Annotated in this window: 14 protein-coding genes; all 14 read right to left on the bottom strand. The window is 61.6% G+C overall.

Annotated elements, in window-relative coordinates; genetic code table 11:
* Nucleotides 1-3 precede the first annotated feature (3 nt).
* The 14 genes from NKI88_RS02080 to NKI88_RS02015 all read right to left on the bottom strand — a co-directional run bounded on the left by NKI88_RS02080 (nt 4) and on the right by NKI88_RS02015 (nt 14971).
* Nucleotides 4-480 carry a DUF6882 domain-containing protein gene (locus NKI88_RS02080; protein ID WP_023806045.1) on the bottom strand — a complete coding sequence of 159 codons (477 nt, stop codon included), beginning with the start codon at nt 478-480 and terminating at the stop codon, nt 4-6.
* 22 nt (nt 481-502) lie between these two features.
* Nucleotides 503-1996: a glycerol kinase GlpK gene (glpK, locus tag NKI88_RS02075; protein ID WP_023806044.1), complete on the bottom strand. Its 1494-nt coding sequence runs from the start codon at nt 1994-1996 to the stop codon at nt 503-505.
* Between the two features lie 89 nt (nt 1997-2085).
* Entirely contained in the window at nt 2086-3813 is a 1728-nt protein-coding gene (locus NKI88_RS02070; protein ID WP_023670978.1) for an ABC transporter substrate-binding protein, read from the bottom strand.
* A 77-nt stretch (nt 3814-3890) separates the two neighbouring features.
* On the bottom strand, nt 3891-4178 hold the full coding sequence (locus NKI88_RS02065) for a DUF2160 domain-containing protein (RefSeq protein WP_023670977.1): 288 nt from the start codon (nt 4176-4178) through the stop codon (nt 3891-3893).
* A 67-nt stretch (nt 4179-4245) separates the two neighbouring features.
* Nucleotides 4246-5160 carry a carbohydrate ABC transporter permease gene (locus NKI88_RS02060; RefSeq protein ID WP_023670976.1) on the bottom strand — a complete coding sequence of 305 codons (915 nt, stop codon included), beginning with the start codon at nt 5158-5160 and terminating at the stop codon, nt 4246-4248.
* 1 nt (nt 5161) lies between these two features.
* On the bottom strand, nt 5162-6028 hold the full coding sequence (locus NKI88_RS02055) for a carbohydrate ABC transporter permease (RefSeq protein ID WP_023670975.1): 867 nt from the start codon (nt 6026-6028) through the stop codon (nt 5162-5164).
* Nucleotides 6029-7120 (bottom strand): ABC transporter ATP-binding protein, encoded by a 1092-nt coding sequence (locus tag NKI88_RS02050; protein ID WP_023730147.1) that lies wholly within the window; start codon nt 7118-7120, stop codon nt 6029-6031.
* Between the two features lie 11 nt (nt 7121-7131).
* Nucleotides 7132-8211 carry an ABC transporter ATP-binding protein gene (locus tag NKI88_RS02045; RefSeq protein WP_023684650.1) on the bottom strand — a complete coding sequence of 360 codons (1080 nt, stop codon included), beginning with the start codon at nt 8209-8211 and terminating at the stop codon, nt 7132-7134.
* A gap of 38 nt (nt 8212-8249) precedes the next feature.
* Nucleotides 8250-9770 (bottom strand): glycerol-3-phosphate dehydrogenase, encoded by a 1521-nt coding sequence (glpD, locus tag NKI88_RS02040; protein WP_023693407.1) that lies wholly within the window; start codon nt 9768-9770, stop codon nt 8250-8252.
* Nucleotides 9771-9887: 117 nt separating this feature from the next.
* Nucleotides 9888-10655, bottom strand: a complete 768-nt coding sequence (locus tag NKI88_RS02035) for a DeoR/GlpR family DNA-binding transcription regulator (protein WP_352653618.1) — start codon at nt 10653-10655, stop codon at nt 9888-9890.
* Nucleotides 10656-10880: 225 nt separating this feature from the next.
* Nucleotides 10881-12296, bottom strand: a complete 1416-nt coding sequence (locus tag NKI88_RS02030) for a pyridoxal phosphate-dependent decarboxylase family protein (RefSeq protein ID WP_352653617.1) — start codon at nt 12294-12296, stop codon at nt 10881-10883.
* Nucleotides 12297-12385: 89 nt separating this feature from the next.
* Nucleotides 12386-13117 (bottom strand): proteasome-type protease, encoded by a 732-nt coding sequence (locus NKI88_RS02025; protein ID WP_023684646.1) that lies wholly within the window; start codon nt 13115-13117, stop codon nt 12386-12388.
* Between the two features lie 32 nt (nt 13118-13149).
* Nucleotides 13150-13944, bottom strand: coding sequence for a transglutaminase family protein (locus tag NKI88_RS02020; protein ID WP_023670966.1), 795 nt, complete (start codon nt 13942-13944; stop codon nt 13150-13152).
* A gap of 85 nt (nt 13945-14029) precedes the next feature.
* Nucleotides 14030-14971 carry an alpha-E domain-containing protein gene (locus NKI88_RS02015; protein ID WP_023670965.1) on the bottom strand — a complete coding sequence of 314 codons (942 nt, stop codon included), beginning with the start codon at nt 14969-14971 and terminating at the stop codon, nt 14030-14032.
* Nucleotides 14972-15041: the final 70 nt, after the last annotated feature.

Here is a 15041-nt window from a genome sequence, read left to right as displayed (position 1 = left end):
GGATTAGCTGGCCCAATTGACGCTCTTGAAGATCAGATACAGGGCTCCGCCTTCACCACGCGGAGAACGGTATGCACCGAGGCCGTTGCAGATTCGAACCGCAACTGCGGTCATCTTCCAGCCGAGCACTTCCAGGTCGTTGTTCAAATCTATCGCATAGGATTGAGCCAGCTCATCAATGGAATGCTCCTGTCCGAATGACCGAACCAGCTTTGCGTCGGCAAGCAGTTCGCCAGGCAGGTTTGAATTTGCCCAAGCCCAGAGCCAGTTGCTGGCCTTGGCACTCGTCGATCCGGCGATTTGGATTTCGGCGACGACCTTAGTGATGCCGTTGTCCGAGAACAGAAGCTTTCCTTCTGTCAGATCATAGTCATAGCGAGGCCAACTGCCGAGTCGGAATTTCTGGTGCAAGCGTGCATTCTTTGCATCCAATTGTTCGACAGCCTCGTCGCGCCAGGCGACATACCAGTGTGGATTCATCCCCTTCCCCCGCCACGATTTACTACCGTACGCTCAGCGTCCGGCGCACCGCATCGCGCCAGCCGGCCAGTTTTGCCGAACGCACCGTGGCATCCATGTCCGGCTTGAAGCGGCGCTCGAGCGCCCAACTCCTGGCAAAATCCTTCGCCTTCGGCAACACACCCGCCTTCGAGCCGGCAAGCCACGCTGCGCCCAGCGCCGTCGTCTCCAGAATGGTCGGGCGATCGACCGGGGCATCGAGGATATCGGCCAGCCGCTGCATGGTCCAGTCGGAGGCCACCATGCCGCCGTCGACGCGAAGCACGGTTTTGGCCGATGCCCCCTTCCAGTCCTTGCGCATGGCGTCGAGGAGATCGCGCGTCTGGTAGGCGACGGATTCAAGCGCCGCGCGGGCAAACTCCGCCGGGCCTGAGTTGCGCGTCAGCCCGAAGATCGCGCCACGCGCTTCGGCGTCCCAATGCGGCGCGCCGAGACCGACGAAAGCCGGCACCAGATAGACGTTCTGCGTGGGGTCGGCGGTTGCAGCCAAAACGCCGCTATGCTCGGCCTTGCCGATCACCTTGATGCCGTCGCGCAGCCATTGCACGGCGGCACCGGCGATGAAGATCGAGCCTTCCAAGGCATAGGTGGTCTTGCCGTTCAGCCGATAGGCGATGGTGGTCAACAGCCGGTTCTTCGAGCGCACCAGATCGGCGCCGGTGTTGAGCAGCGCAAAGCAGCCGGTGCCGTAGGTCGATTTCATCATGCCTGGCTCGAAACAGGCCTGGCCGATGGTCGCTGCGTGCTGATCGCCGGCCACGCCAAGGATTTTGATTTCGGCGCCAAACAGGCTTTTTTCCGTCACGCCGTAGTCGTCGGCGCAATCCTTGACCTCAGGCAGCATCGCCACCGGGATGCGCAGGATGGAGAGCAGCTCGTCGTCCCAGACATTTTTCTCGATGTTATAGACCAGCGTGCGCGAGGCGTTGGTGGCATCCGTCGCATGCACCTTGCCGCCGGTCAGCCGCCAGATCAAAAAACTGTCGATAGTGCCGGCGAGCAGTTCGCCCTTTTCGGCGCGCTTTCTCGCACCGTTTACCTTGTCCAGCATCCAGGCGATCTTGGTGCCGGAGAAATAGGGATCGAGCAGCAGGCCGGTCTTTTTGGTGAACTTTTTCTCCAGGCCGTGTTTTTTCAGCTTCTGGCACAGCGGCGCGGTGCGGCGGTCCTGCCAGACGATGGCATTGTGGATCGGCTTGCCGGTCGCCTTGTCCCAGATGACGACGGTTTCGCGCTGGTTGGTGATGCCGATCGCCGCCACATCCGAGGCCTCGCGGCCGGCGGCCTTCAGCGCGCCTTTGACCGTCGCGACGACGCTTGCCCAGATCTCTTCCGGATCATGCTCCACCCAGCCGGAGGCAGGATAATGCTGCGTGAATTCCTGCTGCTTGCTGCCGGCGACCTTCATCGCGCCGTCGAACAGGATCGCCCTGGTCGATGTCGTACCCTGGTCGATTGCAAGGATGTATCCGGTCATTAGTCCTCCCGGTAGCTCGCCTATACAAACAGGGGAGACGGCAAGATGCCGCCTCCCCGTTCACTATGATCCTGGCGCGTACGCCAAGATTACTTCTGCCAGCTCTTCACCAGTTCGTCGTAGTTGATGGTGATCGGCTTTTCCTTCTCGTTCTCGATCTTCAGCTGAGGCGCGAGATTGCCGTTCTTGACCGCGTCGGCGTTCCAGTAGGCGAGGTCATGCTCTTCGGCCATCTTCGGGCCGATATCGCCCTGGACGCCCGACTTCTCGATGCGGGTCATGACTTTTTCCTGCTCGGCGCAGAGCGAGTCCATGGCTTCCTGCGCCGTCTTGGCGCCGGACGAGGCATCGCCGATCGCCTGCCACCAGAGCTGTGCCAGCTTCGGATAATCGGGCACGTTGGTGCCGGTCGGCGACCACTGAACGCGGGCCGGCGAGCGGTAGAACTCGATCAGACCACCGAGCTTCGGCGCACGTTCGGTGAAGCTCTTGTCGTGGATCGTGCTTTCGCGGATGAAGGTCAAGCCGACATGGCTCTTCTTCACGTCGACCGTCTTCGAGGTCACGAACTGCGCGTAGAGCCAGGCGGCCTTGGCGCGGTCGGTCGGCGTCGACTTCATCAGCGTCCAGGAACCCACGTCCTGATAGCCGAGCTTCATGCCGTCCTTCCAGTAGACGCCATGCGGCGACGGGGCCATGCGCCACTTCGGCGTTCCGTCGTCGTTCAGCACCGCCTTGGCGCCGGCGTCGACCATCGAAGCGGTGAAGGCGGTGTACCAGAATATCTGCTGCGCGACCGCACCCTGTGCCGGCACCGGGCCGGATTCGGAGAAGGTCATGCCCTGGGCTTCGGCCGGAGCGTAGGCCTTCAGCCAGTCGAGGTATTTCTGGATCGAGTAGACGGCAGCCGGGCCGTTGGTGTCGCCGCCGCGCGCCGTGCAGGAGCCGACCGGCTGTGATTTCTCGTTGACCTTGATGCCCCATTCGTCGACCGGCAGGCCGTTCGGCAGGCCCTTGTCGCCGTTGCCGGCCATCGACAGCCAGGCGTCGGTGAAGCGCCAGCCGAGCGACGGGTCCTTCTTGCCGTAGTCCATGTGGCCATAGACCTTCTTGCCATCGATCTCGCGGCCGGTGAAGAACTCGGCGATGTCCTCATAGGCCGACCAGTTCACGGGAACGCCGAGGTCGTAGCCGTATTTCGCCTTGAAGTCGGCCTTATTCTTCTCGTCGTTGAACCAGTCGTAACGGAACCAGTAGAGGTTGGCGAACTGCTGGTCGGGCAGTTGATAGAGCTTCTTGTCCGGCGCGGTGGTGAAGGAGGTGCCGATAAAATCCTTCAGGTCGAGGTTGGGATTGGTAACGTCCTTGCCCTCGCCCGCCATCCAGTCGGTCAGGTTGCGGACCTGCTGGTAGCGCCAGTGGGTGCCGATCAGGTCGGAATCGTTGACCCAGCCGTCATAAAGGTTCTGGCCGGTCTGCATCTGGGTCTGGATCTTCTCGACGACGTCGCCTTCCTGAATGACGTCATGCGTGATCTTGATGCCGGTGATGGCGGTAAAGGCCGGCGCCAGCACCTGCGATTCATACTGGTGGGTGGCGATGGTTTCGGACACGACCTTGATGTCCATGCCGGCGAAAGGCTTCGCGGCATCGATGAACCACTGCATTTCTGCTTCCTGGCCGGCGCGGTCGAGCGTCGACAGCGGTCCGATTTCCTTGTCCAGAAACGCCTTGGCCTCATCCATTCCGGCGTAGGCGTTGCCTACCCCGAGCAACAGGACAAGGGCAGTTGTTGATGTTAAAAATTGCCGTCGCATAGGTTTCCTCCACATTTAGGTTTCAAGTGCGATCTGGAACGGCCGCCGGCACGCGGTCGATCCAACAGTTTCCCCCTCTATACGTAGCGGAACACGCCGACGGCGTAGACCACGGAGAGAGCGAGAGCCCACCACAGGTTGGATCCGACAAGACCCAGCCAAGCGAGATGGATAAAGGCGCTGCCAAGCAGCGACAGAAAAAGACGGTCGCCGCGCGTCGTCTCGAAGCGCAGGATGCCGACGCGCGGATTGCCGCCCGGCGAGGCAAATTCCCAAAACGCCATGCCGCACAGCAGCAGAAGAATGGTGCCGAAGAACGCCGCCGTCGGCCACGTCCACGCCATCCAGGTGAGGTCGAGATTCATGGTGACACCCTCCCCAGGGCAAAGCCCTTGGTGGTGATGGTGAGGATGAACCCGTGCGTTTGTTTCATCACACCCTCCCCAGGGCGAAGCCCTTGGCGATGTAGTTGCGGACAAACCAGATGACGAGCGCGCCGGGGATCAGCGTCAGCACGCCGGCGGCAGCGAGCAGGCCCCAATCCATGCCGGCGGCCGAAACGGTGCGGGTCATGGTGGCGGCGATGGGCTTGGCATCAGTGGTCGTCAGCGTGCGAGCGATCAAAAGCTCGACCCATGAGAACATGAAGCAGAAGAAGCAGGCGACACCGATGCCACTGGCGATCAGCGGCATGAATATCCTGACGAAGAAGCGCGGGAAGGAGTAGCCGTCGATATAGGCTGTTTCGTCGATCTCTTTGGGCACGCCCGACATGAAGCCTTCGAGGATCCACACCGCCAGCGGCACGTTGAACAGGCAGTGCGCCAGCGCCACCGCGATGTGGGTGTCGATCAGGCCGAAGGCCGAATAGAGCTGGAAGAATGGCAGCGCGAACACCGCCGGCGGCGCCATGCGGTTGGTCAGCAACCAGAAGAACAGATGCTTGTCGCCGAGGAAGCGGTAGCGCGAAAAGGCGTAGGCCGCCGGCAGCGCCGCAGCCACGGAAATCACCATGTTCATGACAACATAGGTGATCGAGTTGATGTAGCCCGAATACCAGGACGCATCGGTGAAGATAGTGACGTAGTTGGCGATCGTAGGCTGATGCGGATAGAGCGTCAGCGAGGAGACGATCTCGGCATTGGTCTTGAAGCTCATGTTGATGAGCCAGTAGATCGGCAGCAGAAGCACGATGATGTAGATCGTCGGCACGATCCACCACCAGCGCGATTCCTCGCCGCGCTTGCGCATCAGCCGGGCGACCTGATCCTGCGAAAGCGTGCTCGCCAATTTTCCCGAAGCGGTGGTTTCGCTCACTCTGTCGGCTCTTTCGTTGGCGCCGCTCATCTCAGCGCTCCGCGTCGTAGTTGGTCATCACGGTGTAGAACACCCACGACAACAACAGGATGATCAGGAAGTAGACCAGCGACATGGCGGCCGCCGGACCGAGGTCGAACTGGCCGAGCGCGGTCTTGACGAGGTCGATCGACAGGAAGGTCGTCGAGTTGCCGGGGCCGCCGCCGGTGACGACGAAGGGCTCGGTGTAGATCATGAAGCTATCCATGAAGCGCAACAGCACGGCGATCAAAAGCACACGCTGCATCTTCGGCAGCTGGATATAACGGAACACCGCCCAGCGCGAGGCGCCGTCGATCTTGGCCGCCTGGTAGAAGGCATCCGGGATCGAAACCAGGCCGGCATAGCAGAGCAGCACGACAAGGCTGGTCCAGTGCCAGACGTCCATGATGATGATGGTGACCCAGGCGTCGAACGGATCCTGAACGTAATTGTAGTCGATGCCGAGCGCGTTGACGTAGTAGCCGAGCAGGCCGATGTCGTTGCGGCCGAAGACCTGCCAGATGGTGCCGACGACGTTCCACGGAATGAGCAGCGGCAACGACATAAGCACTAGGCAGACCGGCACGCCCCAGCCCTTCTTCGGCATGTTGAGCGCGATGAATATGCCGAGCGGCACTTCGATGGCCAGAATGATGAAGGAGAAGATCAGGTTGCGCACCATCGCTTCCCAGAAGCGGCTGGACGACAGCAGTTCCTCGAACCACTGGGTGCCTGCCCAGAAGAAGACGTTGTTGCCGAAGGTGTCCTGCACCGAATAGTTGACGACCGTCATCAGCGGAATGACGGCCGAGAACGCCACCAGCACCAGCACCGGCAGCACCAGGAACCAGGCCTTGTTGTTCCAGGTCTTTTCCATCTATGCCCCCATCTCGACACGCCCCATCTCAACCAGCCAGGAATCGGCATAGATGTTGATGCCGGCCGGATCGAAGCGAACCTTTGGGTCGGCCGGCACGCTCTCGTCCTCGCCGATGACGGCAGCGATCTCGCGGCCTTCGAGGCTGGCGCGCACCACCTTGTGGCGGCCGAGATCCTCGACCTTGCTGATTTTAACCGCCATGCCGTCACGGCCGAGCCTGACATATTCGGGGCGGATGCCGAGTTCGATGGCGCCGGAGCTCCCAGCGGCGGTCTTTGGCGCGCCGGGCAGCTCGATGCGTTGGCTGCCAATGGTCGCGGTCTTGCCGTCGATCGCCACCGGCATGACGTTCATGCCGGGCGAGCCGATGAAGTAACCGACGAATGTGTGGCGCGGGCGCTCGAACAATTCAGCCGGCGTGCCGATCTGGACGATGCCGCCATCATACATGACGACGACCTGGTCGGCGAAGGTCAGCGCCTCGGTCTGGTCATGGGTCACATAGACCATGGTGTAGCCGAAGCGGCGGTGCAGTTGCTTCAACTGCGAGCGCAGCACCCACTTCATGTGCGGATCGATAACCGTCAGCGGTTCGTCGAACAGGATGGCATTGACATCCGAGCGCACCAAGCCGCGGCCGAGCGAGATCTTCTGCTTCTGGTCGGCGGTCAGGCCCCTCGCCTTCTTCTTCGCCCACGACGCCAGGTCGATCATCTCTAGCGTCTCGCGCACCTTGCGGTCGACATCGGCCTCCGGCACGCCGCGGTTGCGCAGCGGGAAGGCCAGATTGTCGTAGACGGTCATGGTGTCGTAGATGACCGGGAACTGGAACACCTGCGCGATGTTGCGCTCCTGCGTCGACAGATTGGTGACGTCCTTGCCGTTGAACAGCAACTCACCGTGCGAGGGGTGCAGAAGTCCCGAAATGATGTTGAGCAGCGTGGTCTTGCCGCAACCCGAAGGCCCAAGCAGCGCATAGGCGCCGCCATCCTCGAAAGTGTGGTGCACTTCCCGCAGCGCAAAATCGGCATCCTTCTGCGGGTTGGGCAGGTAGGAGTGCCTGACATGGTTGACGTCGATGCGCGCCATCTCTTCCCTCCTCAGGCCGCAAGCTTCGGCGCGGCGACGGCGCTGCCGTTGCTGTCGAAGACCATGATGTGGCGCGGATCGATAAACACCTCGATCTCGGCGTCGGGCTCGAAATCGCGGATGCCGTGGGTCAGCATGACCCAGCGCGCATCGGCAAAATCGAGATGGATGAAGCTTTCCGAGCCGGTGATCTCGGTGATCGTCACCTTGGCGCGCACCGGCACCGCGGCAGCGTTGGGCCGCTCGAGCGACAGATGATGCGGCTGGAAGCCGATCGTGTAGTTGGCGTCGGCAATGCCGGCGAGTTCTGCCGGTACCGGCAGCTTGACGCCGCCCTCGAGAAGGAAATCCGGACCTTTCTTGGCCAGCACGATGGTGTTGAGCGGCGGATCGGCAAAGGTTTTCGCCGTCACCAGGTCGATCGGCTTGCGGAAGACGTCGATGGTCGGCCCGAATTGAGTGATCCGCCCCTCGGACAGCGTCGCCGTATTGCCGCCGAGCAGCAAGGCTTCATGCGGCTCGGTCGTGGCGTAGACGAAAATAGTGCCGGCGGCGGCAAATATCTTGGGCAGTTCGGCGCGCAGCTCCTCGCGCAATTTGTAGTCGAGGTTGGCGAGCGGCTCGTCGAGCAGCACCAGGCTGGCATTCTTGACGATGGCGCGGGCCAGCGCCGTACGCTGCTGCTGGCCGCCGGACAGGCTGAGCGGCGTGCGGTCGAGATAGGGTGTGAGCTTCAAAAGCCCTGCCGCGTTGCGGACTTCCTTGTCGATCTTGGCCTGGTCGGTGCCGGCGACGCGCAATGGCGAGGCGATGTTCTCGTAGACGGTCATCGCGGGGTAGTTGATGAACTGCTGATAGACCATGGCGATCTTGCGCTGCTGCACCGGCATGCCGGTGACATTCTGGCCGTCGAACCAGACTGAACCGGTGGTCGGCACGTCGAGTCCGGCCATGAGCCGCATCAGACTGGTCTTGCCCGACAGTGTCGGCCCGAGCAAAACGTTGAGCGAGCCGTGCTGAAGCGTCAGCGACACGTCGCGGATATGCTCCACCGCGCCGACCATCTTCGTCACGTTTCTCAGTTCCAGCATGATGCCTCCTCCCAGGCTTTGTGCATCAATCGCCTTCCCTATTCCGCTGCCGCGACATGGCGCCGGCTGATGCCGCGCATGAATTCGTCAAGCGCCGAGGCCTGTTCGCGGCTGAGATGCAGACCGCGCTTGGTGCGACGCCACAATACATCTTCGGCGGTCAGCGCCCATTCGTTTTCGCTGAGGTAGCGTACCTCGGCCTCATAGAGATCGGCGCCGAAATTGCGGCCGAGATCGGCGTTCGACTTGGCGAGGCCGAGCAGCACTTGCGCGCGCGTGCCGTAAAGCCGGGTCAACCGACGCGCCAGGCGCTGGTCGATGAAAGGAAAGGCGCTCTTCAGCTTCGCCACCTGGGCGTCGAAACCGGTGGCCGGGAAATCGCCGCCTGGCAAGGGCGCGTTCGCCGTCCACGGCTTGCCGCGCTTGCCGAGAAAACCTTCGATCTTTTCCAGCATCGATTCCGACAACCGGCGGTAGGTGGTGATCTTGCCGCCGAAAGCGTTGACGATCGGCGCCTTGCCCTCGCCGCCATCGGCTTTCAGCACATAGTCGCGGGTCGCTTCCTGCGCCTTCGAAGCACCGTCGTCATAGAGCGGGCGCACGGCAGAATAGGTCCAGACGATATCGGGACGCGTCACGGCTTCAGCAAAATATTCGCTCGCCGCCGCGCAGAGATAGTCGATCTCGGTGTCGCTGATCTTCACGTCATGCGGATCGCCGGGATAGTCGCGATCGGTGGTGCCGATCAGCGTAAATTCTTCCTCGTAAGGGATGGCGAAGATGATGCGCCCGTCCTTGTTCTGGAAGAAGTAGGCGCGCGGATCATCGAACTTCTTTTTGATGACGATGTGACTGCCCTGCACCAGGCGCACATTGTGCACGTCGTTCTGGCCCACGGTGGTCGACAGGACGTGGTCGACCCATGGACCGGCGGCATTGACCAGCAGCCGGGCCTTGACCTCGTCGGCATCTCCCGTCCGCACGTCTTCCACGCGGATCGCCCATAGATCGCCTTCGCGCCGCGCCCCGACGACTTTCGTGCGGGTGCGGATGGTGGCGCCGCGGTCGGCGGCGTCACGCGCGTTCAACACCACCAGCCGGGCATCGTTGACCCAGCCGTCCGAGTACTCGAAGGCCTTGTGAAACAGCGGCTTCAGCGGCTTGCCCGCCGGATCCTTGGACATGTCCAGTGTCCGGGTCGCCGGCAGCAATTTGCGGCCACCAATATGATCGTAGAGGAACAGGCCGAGCCGGATCAGCCAGGCCGGGCGCAGGCCCTTGGCATAGGGCAGCACGAAGCGCATCGGCCAGATGATGTGCGGCGCGTTCTTCCACAGAACCTCGCGCTCCATCAGCGCCTCGCGCACCAGCCGGAACTCGTAGAATTCGAGGTAGCGCAGACCGCCGTGGATCAGCTTGGTCGAGCCGGAGGAGGTTCCGCTGGCAAGATCGTTCATCTCGGCGAGAAATACCGAAAAGCCCCGCCCAACGGCGTCGCGGGCGATGCCGCAGCCATTGATGCCGCCACCGATGACGAAGATGTCACGGACTGCGTCCACAAAGCCCTCCCGCGATTTCGCATTGCAGCATTTTTAGGTTTTTACGAAACCGTAGCGGGATTATTTCGAAATAAGAACGAATGTCAAACGAAATATCACGGGGCTGTGATAGCGCCGCTATCCGAGCGACGTTTCAATCAATTGCACCTCGGCCTCTTCGCAGATCTTTCGTACCGACGGGATGTCGCAACGGTCGGTGATGAAGGTGTTTACCTGCGAGAGATGGCCGATGCGAACCGGCGCGGTGCGTTCGAACTTGGTCTGGTCGGACACCAGGATGACATGCCTGGCATTGGCGATGATGGCTTGCGCCACTTTCACTTCGCGAAAGTCGAAATCGAGCAACGCGCCGTCATGGTCGATGGCCGAGGCGCCGATCACCGCATAGTCGACCTTGAACTGCCTGATAAAATCGACCGCGGCCTCGCCGACAACGCCGCCGTCCGAGCCGCGCACGACGCCGCCAGCGATTACCACCTCGATCGAAGGATAGATACGCATCCTGTTGGCAACATTGATATTATTGGTGATGACCATGAGCCCGGTATGGTCAAGCAGCGCCTTGCTGACCGACTCCGTCGTGGTGCCGATATTGATGAACAAAGATGCGTTGTCGGGGATCAGCCTGGCCGCCGCGCGGCCGATCGCCTCCTTCTCGTCGGCGGCAATCTTGCGGCGCGCCTCATACTCCATGTTCTCGATGCCGGACGGGAACAAGGCCCCGCCATGAATGCGCGTCAGCAACCGCTGATCGCAGAGATCGTTGAGGTCCTTGCGGATGGTCTGCGGCGTCACGTCGAAATGCGTGGCGAGGCCATCGACCAGCACACGGCCATGATCCTTCGCCATCTGGATGATTTCGGCATGGCGCGGCGACAAATACACTGAGAACCTCCCGTTTTCGTTTTTCTTGTTTGTAGCTGAAAACGAAAGCGATGAAAAGGGAGACGCCGGCTAATGAAATGTCGATAATTGCAAAGGCGAAATCGATGCAGGCGGGTAGCGCTGGCCGGGCAACGTTGCGGGTGCAACAGCGGCGAGTTTGCCGGGCGAGCTTGAAGCTGCGTCCGAACCGACCGCGGTTTGGGACCTGACTGGCCTGTTACCCTGTCAGTCCCTCAGCGATCTTGCACACTCGCAGATGACAGTGAAGGCGGTATCGACATCGGCCGCGGTTGTCTCGAACTGGCCTGCCTGGAAGCGGATGGCGACCCGGCCATCGACACGCGTCTGCGTCAGGTAGATACGGCCGTCATTGTTGATGGCGTCGACCAGACGCAAATTGTGCTCGTCGGAGTCAACGCCGGATGCGGGGCGATGCCGGAACGAGAACAGCGACAGCATCGGCTGGCTGGCGAGCTCGAAATCCTCCTCCTCGGCCAGGCGCCCGGCTATGCCTTCGCTCCAGGCGACGTGATTGCGGATCATCGTGCGCAGCGCCTCGAGGCCATGGGCGCGCAGCAGGAACCACAGCTTCAGCGCCCGGAAGCGACGGCCGAGAGGCACCGACCATTCGGAGTAGTTGATGATGCCGTCATGGCCGCGAGTTTTCAGATAGTCCGGCTTGATCGCCAGCGTGCGCACGAGATCCTCCGGCTGGCGGACGAACTGGATCGAGCAGTCGAATTGCGCGCCCAGCCATTTGTGCGGGTTGAAGACGATCGAGTCCGCGCCCTCGACACCGGTCCAGAAAGGCCGGTATTCCGGGCAGATCATCGCCGATCCGGCCCAGGCGGCGTCGATATGCAGATAGAGCCCCTGGCGTTTGGCCACCGCGGCCACTTTAGCGATGTCGTCGGTGCCGCCGGTGCTGGTGCCGCCGACGCACGCGATGATGCCGGCCGGCAATAGGCCGGCCGCGCGGTCGGCAACAATCGCCGCTTCCAAAGCCGCGGTATCCATGGCGCGGTAGGTGCCGGCGACGGGAATGCGGACGAGGTTTTCCTCGCCAATGCCGGCGACCCAGATGGCGCGGTCGATCGAGGTGTGCACCTGGTCGGAGGAATAGACGCGCAGCCTGCCCTGCCCGGAAAGACCCTTCTTGTTGCCCTGCCAGTCGAGCGTGCGCTCGCGCATGGTCAACACGGCGGCCAGCGTCGCCGATGATGCGGAGTCCTGGATCACGCCGGAAAAGCCTTCGGGCAGGCCGAGCGCCTGGCGCATCCAGTCGACGATGCGCGTCTCAAGCTCTGTCGCCGCCGGCGAAGTCTGCCACAGCATGCACTGCGCGGCCATCGCAGAGACCAGATATTCGGCAACCACCGAGACGGGTGCTGCATTGGCCGGGAAATAAGCAAAGAAACGCGGATGCTGCCAATGCGTCATGCCGGGCACGATCTTGGCTTCGAAATCGGCGAAGATCGTCTCCATCGATTCCGCAGCCTCCGGCGGAGAAGCTTCGATGCTCCTGAAGATCTCGCCCGGCGCTATGGCAGGTCGCACGGGCCGATCGCGAAGGCCGGCGCGGTAATCAGCGCCCCATTCGGCGGCGCGCCTCGACCAGTCGCGGAATTGCTCGTTGTCCATGGATCCTCCCGACGCGCCGATCAGCCAGCCGTTTGAATTTTGATTAACATGTTAAATAGAGACAGGCAACCGCGACGAAGGTTCCCGCGCTACCCCGGAAAATCCGGCAGGCTGGCAAAGGCCGTCTTCAACGCGTTCGACCAGCCCTCGGAAATAGCACGATAATATCGATCGTCCTGGCCGATGCGCTTTTTCAAACCCACCGTGAACGTGTCCTCCTCCAGGAACAGCAGGTCGAGAGGCAGGCCGACGGACAGGTTCGATTTCAGCGTCGAATCGAACGATACCAGCAAGAGCTTGACCGTTTCAGCCAGGCTCATCGTCCTTTCATAGGCACGGATGATGATCGGCTTGCCGTATTTGGTCTCGCCGATCTGGAAGAACGGCGTGTCGTCGGTCGATTCGATGAAATTGCCCTCGGGATAGATCATGAACAGCCGTGGCGGGCTGCCCTTGATCTGGCCGCCGAGGATGAAGGAGGCGTTGAAATAGGAATCCGCCTTTTCGCCGGCAGGCGACGAGCTGGCGATGACTTCCTTGACGGTGTCGCCGACCAGCCGCACCGTCTGGTACATGGATGGGGTCTCGAGCAGCGTCGCGTGGCGTTCCGCCACCGCCTTGGTGCGCTCGTCGAGCAGGCTGACCACGGCCTGCGTCGTAGCCAGATTGCCGGCCGACATCAGTACGATGACGCGCTCGCCTGGCTCTTCCCAGACATGCATCTTCTTGAAAGTGGAGATCGAATCCATCCCTGCATTGGTGCGCGTGTCCGACATGAACACGAGCCCACGATCGATCTTGAGGCCGACGCAATAAGTCATGGAATCTCTTCAGGCAGCAATCTTGCCGGAGACTACTGCTCTACCGTGACGGTGACTGCAAGCTGTTCCTCCGCCTGTCCCAGTCGAATTCCCGACACCGGCGAGGCGTCGCGATAATCACGGCCGGTGGCTACCCTGACATAGCGTTCATCGGGGGAAATGCCGTTGGCGGCGTCGAAGGCGACCCAGCCGAGACCCTGAACATGGGCTTCGGCCCAGGCATGGCTTGCCGCCTGCTCGATGGCCGCATCCATCATCAGATAGCCACTGACATAGCGGGCCGGAAAACCCATGACGCGGGCTGCGGTGACAAAGATGTGGCTGTGATCCTGGCAAACGCCGGTCTTCAGCGCCAATGCCTCTTCCGCCGGGGTCGTCACGCTGGTAGTGCCCGGCGTGTAGGCGACGCGCTCGACGATCAGCGCCATCAGCCGATGCAGCCTTTCGATGTCGGTACCTTTGCCGACCGCCGCGGCAAGCTCGCTTATGCCCTCGCCGGGGATGGTCAAAGCTGTCTCCTGGCTGAACAGCCACAGTGGCGCAAAGCCGTGATGCGGACCCGAGACGCCCGCTGTGTCGCGGGTGACAACCTCGCCGGAGGCCTCGACGGTGATGAAGTCGCGCTCGCCCTCGACGCTCAACAGCCTGTTATCGTTGCCGAAATGGTCGTTAAAGCGGACTTCCTCGCGCGCGCCCTCGATCTTCAGCGCCCAGGACAGCACGGTCTGCGTCGGGCCACTGACCGGTAACAGGCGTAGCCGCTGCAACAGATAGTGCACCGGCGCGTCGTAGCGGTATTCGGTACGGTGGGTGATCTTGAGCCGCATGCCTATTTTCCGTTTGTAAGCATGATCTTATCCGAAAACCGGGTCTCACTTGTCGCTAGCGCGGTCCTCCGGTTCGCGATCATGCTCAATTGAACCGGTAATCTTGTGCGATCTCTTCGCCAAGCTTGGTGTTGTCTTGAATGAACCTGGCCAGGAATTCGTGCAGGCCGGTGTCGAATATGTCCTTGATCGACCCTGCCTGCAGCATCGCCTGTGTCCTGTCGACGGTGGCGTGGCAGGCATGACGGTCGCCATAATCGTCGCCGAGGAACTTCAGATGCTCGGCGAGAAAACGATAACAGAAGGTCAGCGAGCGCGGCATGCGCACATTGAGGATCAGATAGTCGGCAATGTTGGTCGGTTTGTAGTCGGCCTCATAGACCCAGCGATAGGAACGGTGCGCCGACACCGAGCGCAGGATCGATTCCCACTGGTAGTTGTCGAGGCTCGAGCCGACCCAGGAGATCGACGGCAGCAGCACGTAGTATTTCACGTCGAGGATGCGTGCCGTGTTGTCGGCCCGCTCGACATAGGTGCCGAGCTGCGAGAAGTCGAAGATCTCGTTGCGCAGCATCGTGCCGTAGAACGAGCCGCGGATCAGCGCCGTCTCGCGCTTGATGGCGTCGAGCACACTCGGCAGGTCGCGCTCGTCGATCGGCTTTGCCAGCATGCGCTTCAGGGCCATCCAGGCTTCGTTGATGCTCTCCCACGTCTCGCGCGTCAGCGCGGTGCGCACCATGCGGGCATTGTTGCGAGCGGTCTCGATCGCCGACATCGTGCTCGACGGGTTCGAGGTGTCGCGCAGCAGGAAGTCGGCGACGTTGGCGGCGGTATAGTCCTTGTATTTCTGCGTAAAGGTGACGTCGGAGCCGGCGCTGAGCAGCACCGAATTCCACTCTTCCGACGCGCTCTGGGTGCGGGTCAGCGCCATGCGAAGGCCGGCATCGACCAGACGCGCCATGTTTTCCGCCCGCTCGATATAGCGGTTCATCCAGTAGAGCCCGTTGGCGGTGCGGCCGAGAAGCATGTGAAGTGGCCCTTCGGGGCTAGTGAGTAGGGAATAGTGAGTAGGGATTAGTAAGCATTTGAATCTCTGT

The organism is Mesorhizobium sp. M0317 (assembly GCF_040321555.1).
Taxonomy (GTDB): Bacteria; Pseudomonadota; Alphaproteobacteria; order Rhizobiales; family Rhizobiaceae; genus Mesorhizobium.
Note: the sequence above shows the minus strand (reverse complement) of the source record. Positions and strands in the feature narration are given on the sequence as shown.

Excerpts from the sequence above, each read along its gene's own strand:
- NKI88_RS02055 (WP_023670975.1), bottom strand. The coding sequence starts at position 6,028 with ATGGAAAAGACCTGGAACAACAAGGCCTGGTTCCTGGTGCTGCCGGTG.
- NKI88_RS02060 (WP_023670976.1), bottom strand. The coding sequence starts at position 5,160 with ATGAGCGGCGCCAACGAAAGAGCCGACAGAGTGAGCGAAACCACCGCT.
- NKI88_RS02070 (WP_023670978.1), bottom strand. The coding sequence starts at position 3,813 with ATGCGACGGCAATTTTTAACATCAACAACTGCCCTTGTCCTGTTGCTC.
- NKI88_RS02030 (WP_352653617.1), bottom strand. The coding sequence starts at position 12,296 with ATGGACAACGAGCAATTCCGCGACTGGTCGAGGCGCGCCGCCGAATGG.
- NKI88_RS02065 (WP_023670977.1), bottom strand. The coding sequence starts at position 4,178 with ATGAATCTCGACCTCACCTGGATGGCGTGGACGTGGCCGACGGCGGCG.
- NKI88_RS02050 (WP_023730147.1), bottom strand. The coding sequence starts at position 7,120 with ATGGCGCGCATCGACGTCAACCATGTCAGGCACTCCTACCTGCCCAAC.
- glpK (WP_023806044.1), bottom strand. The coding sequence starts at position 1,996 with ATGACCGGATACATCCTTGCAATCGACCAGGGTACGACATCGACCAGG.
- NKI88_RS02015 (WP_023670965.1), bottom strand. The coding sequence starts at position 14,971 with ATGCTTCTCGGCCGCACCGCCAACGGGCTCTACTGGATGAACCGCTAT.
- NKI88_RS02045 (WP_023684650.1), bottom strand. The coding sequence starts at position 8,211 with ATGCTGGAACTGAGAAACGTGACGAAGATGGTCGGCGCGGTGGAGCAT.
- NKI88_RS02080 (WP_023806045.1), bottom strand. The coding sequence starts at position 480 with ATGAATCCACACTGGTATGTCGCCTGGCGCGACGAGGCTGTCGAACAA.
- NKI88_RS02020 (WP_023670966.1), bottom strand. The coding sequence starts at position 13,944 with ATGCGGCTCAAGATCACCCACCGTACCGAATACCGCTACGACGCGCCG.
- NKI88_RS02025 (WP_023684646.1), bottom strand. The coding sequence starts at position 13,117 with ATGACTTATTGCGTCGGCCTCAAGATCGATCGTGGGCTCGTGTTCATG.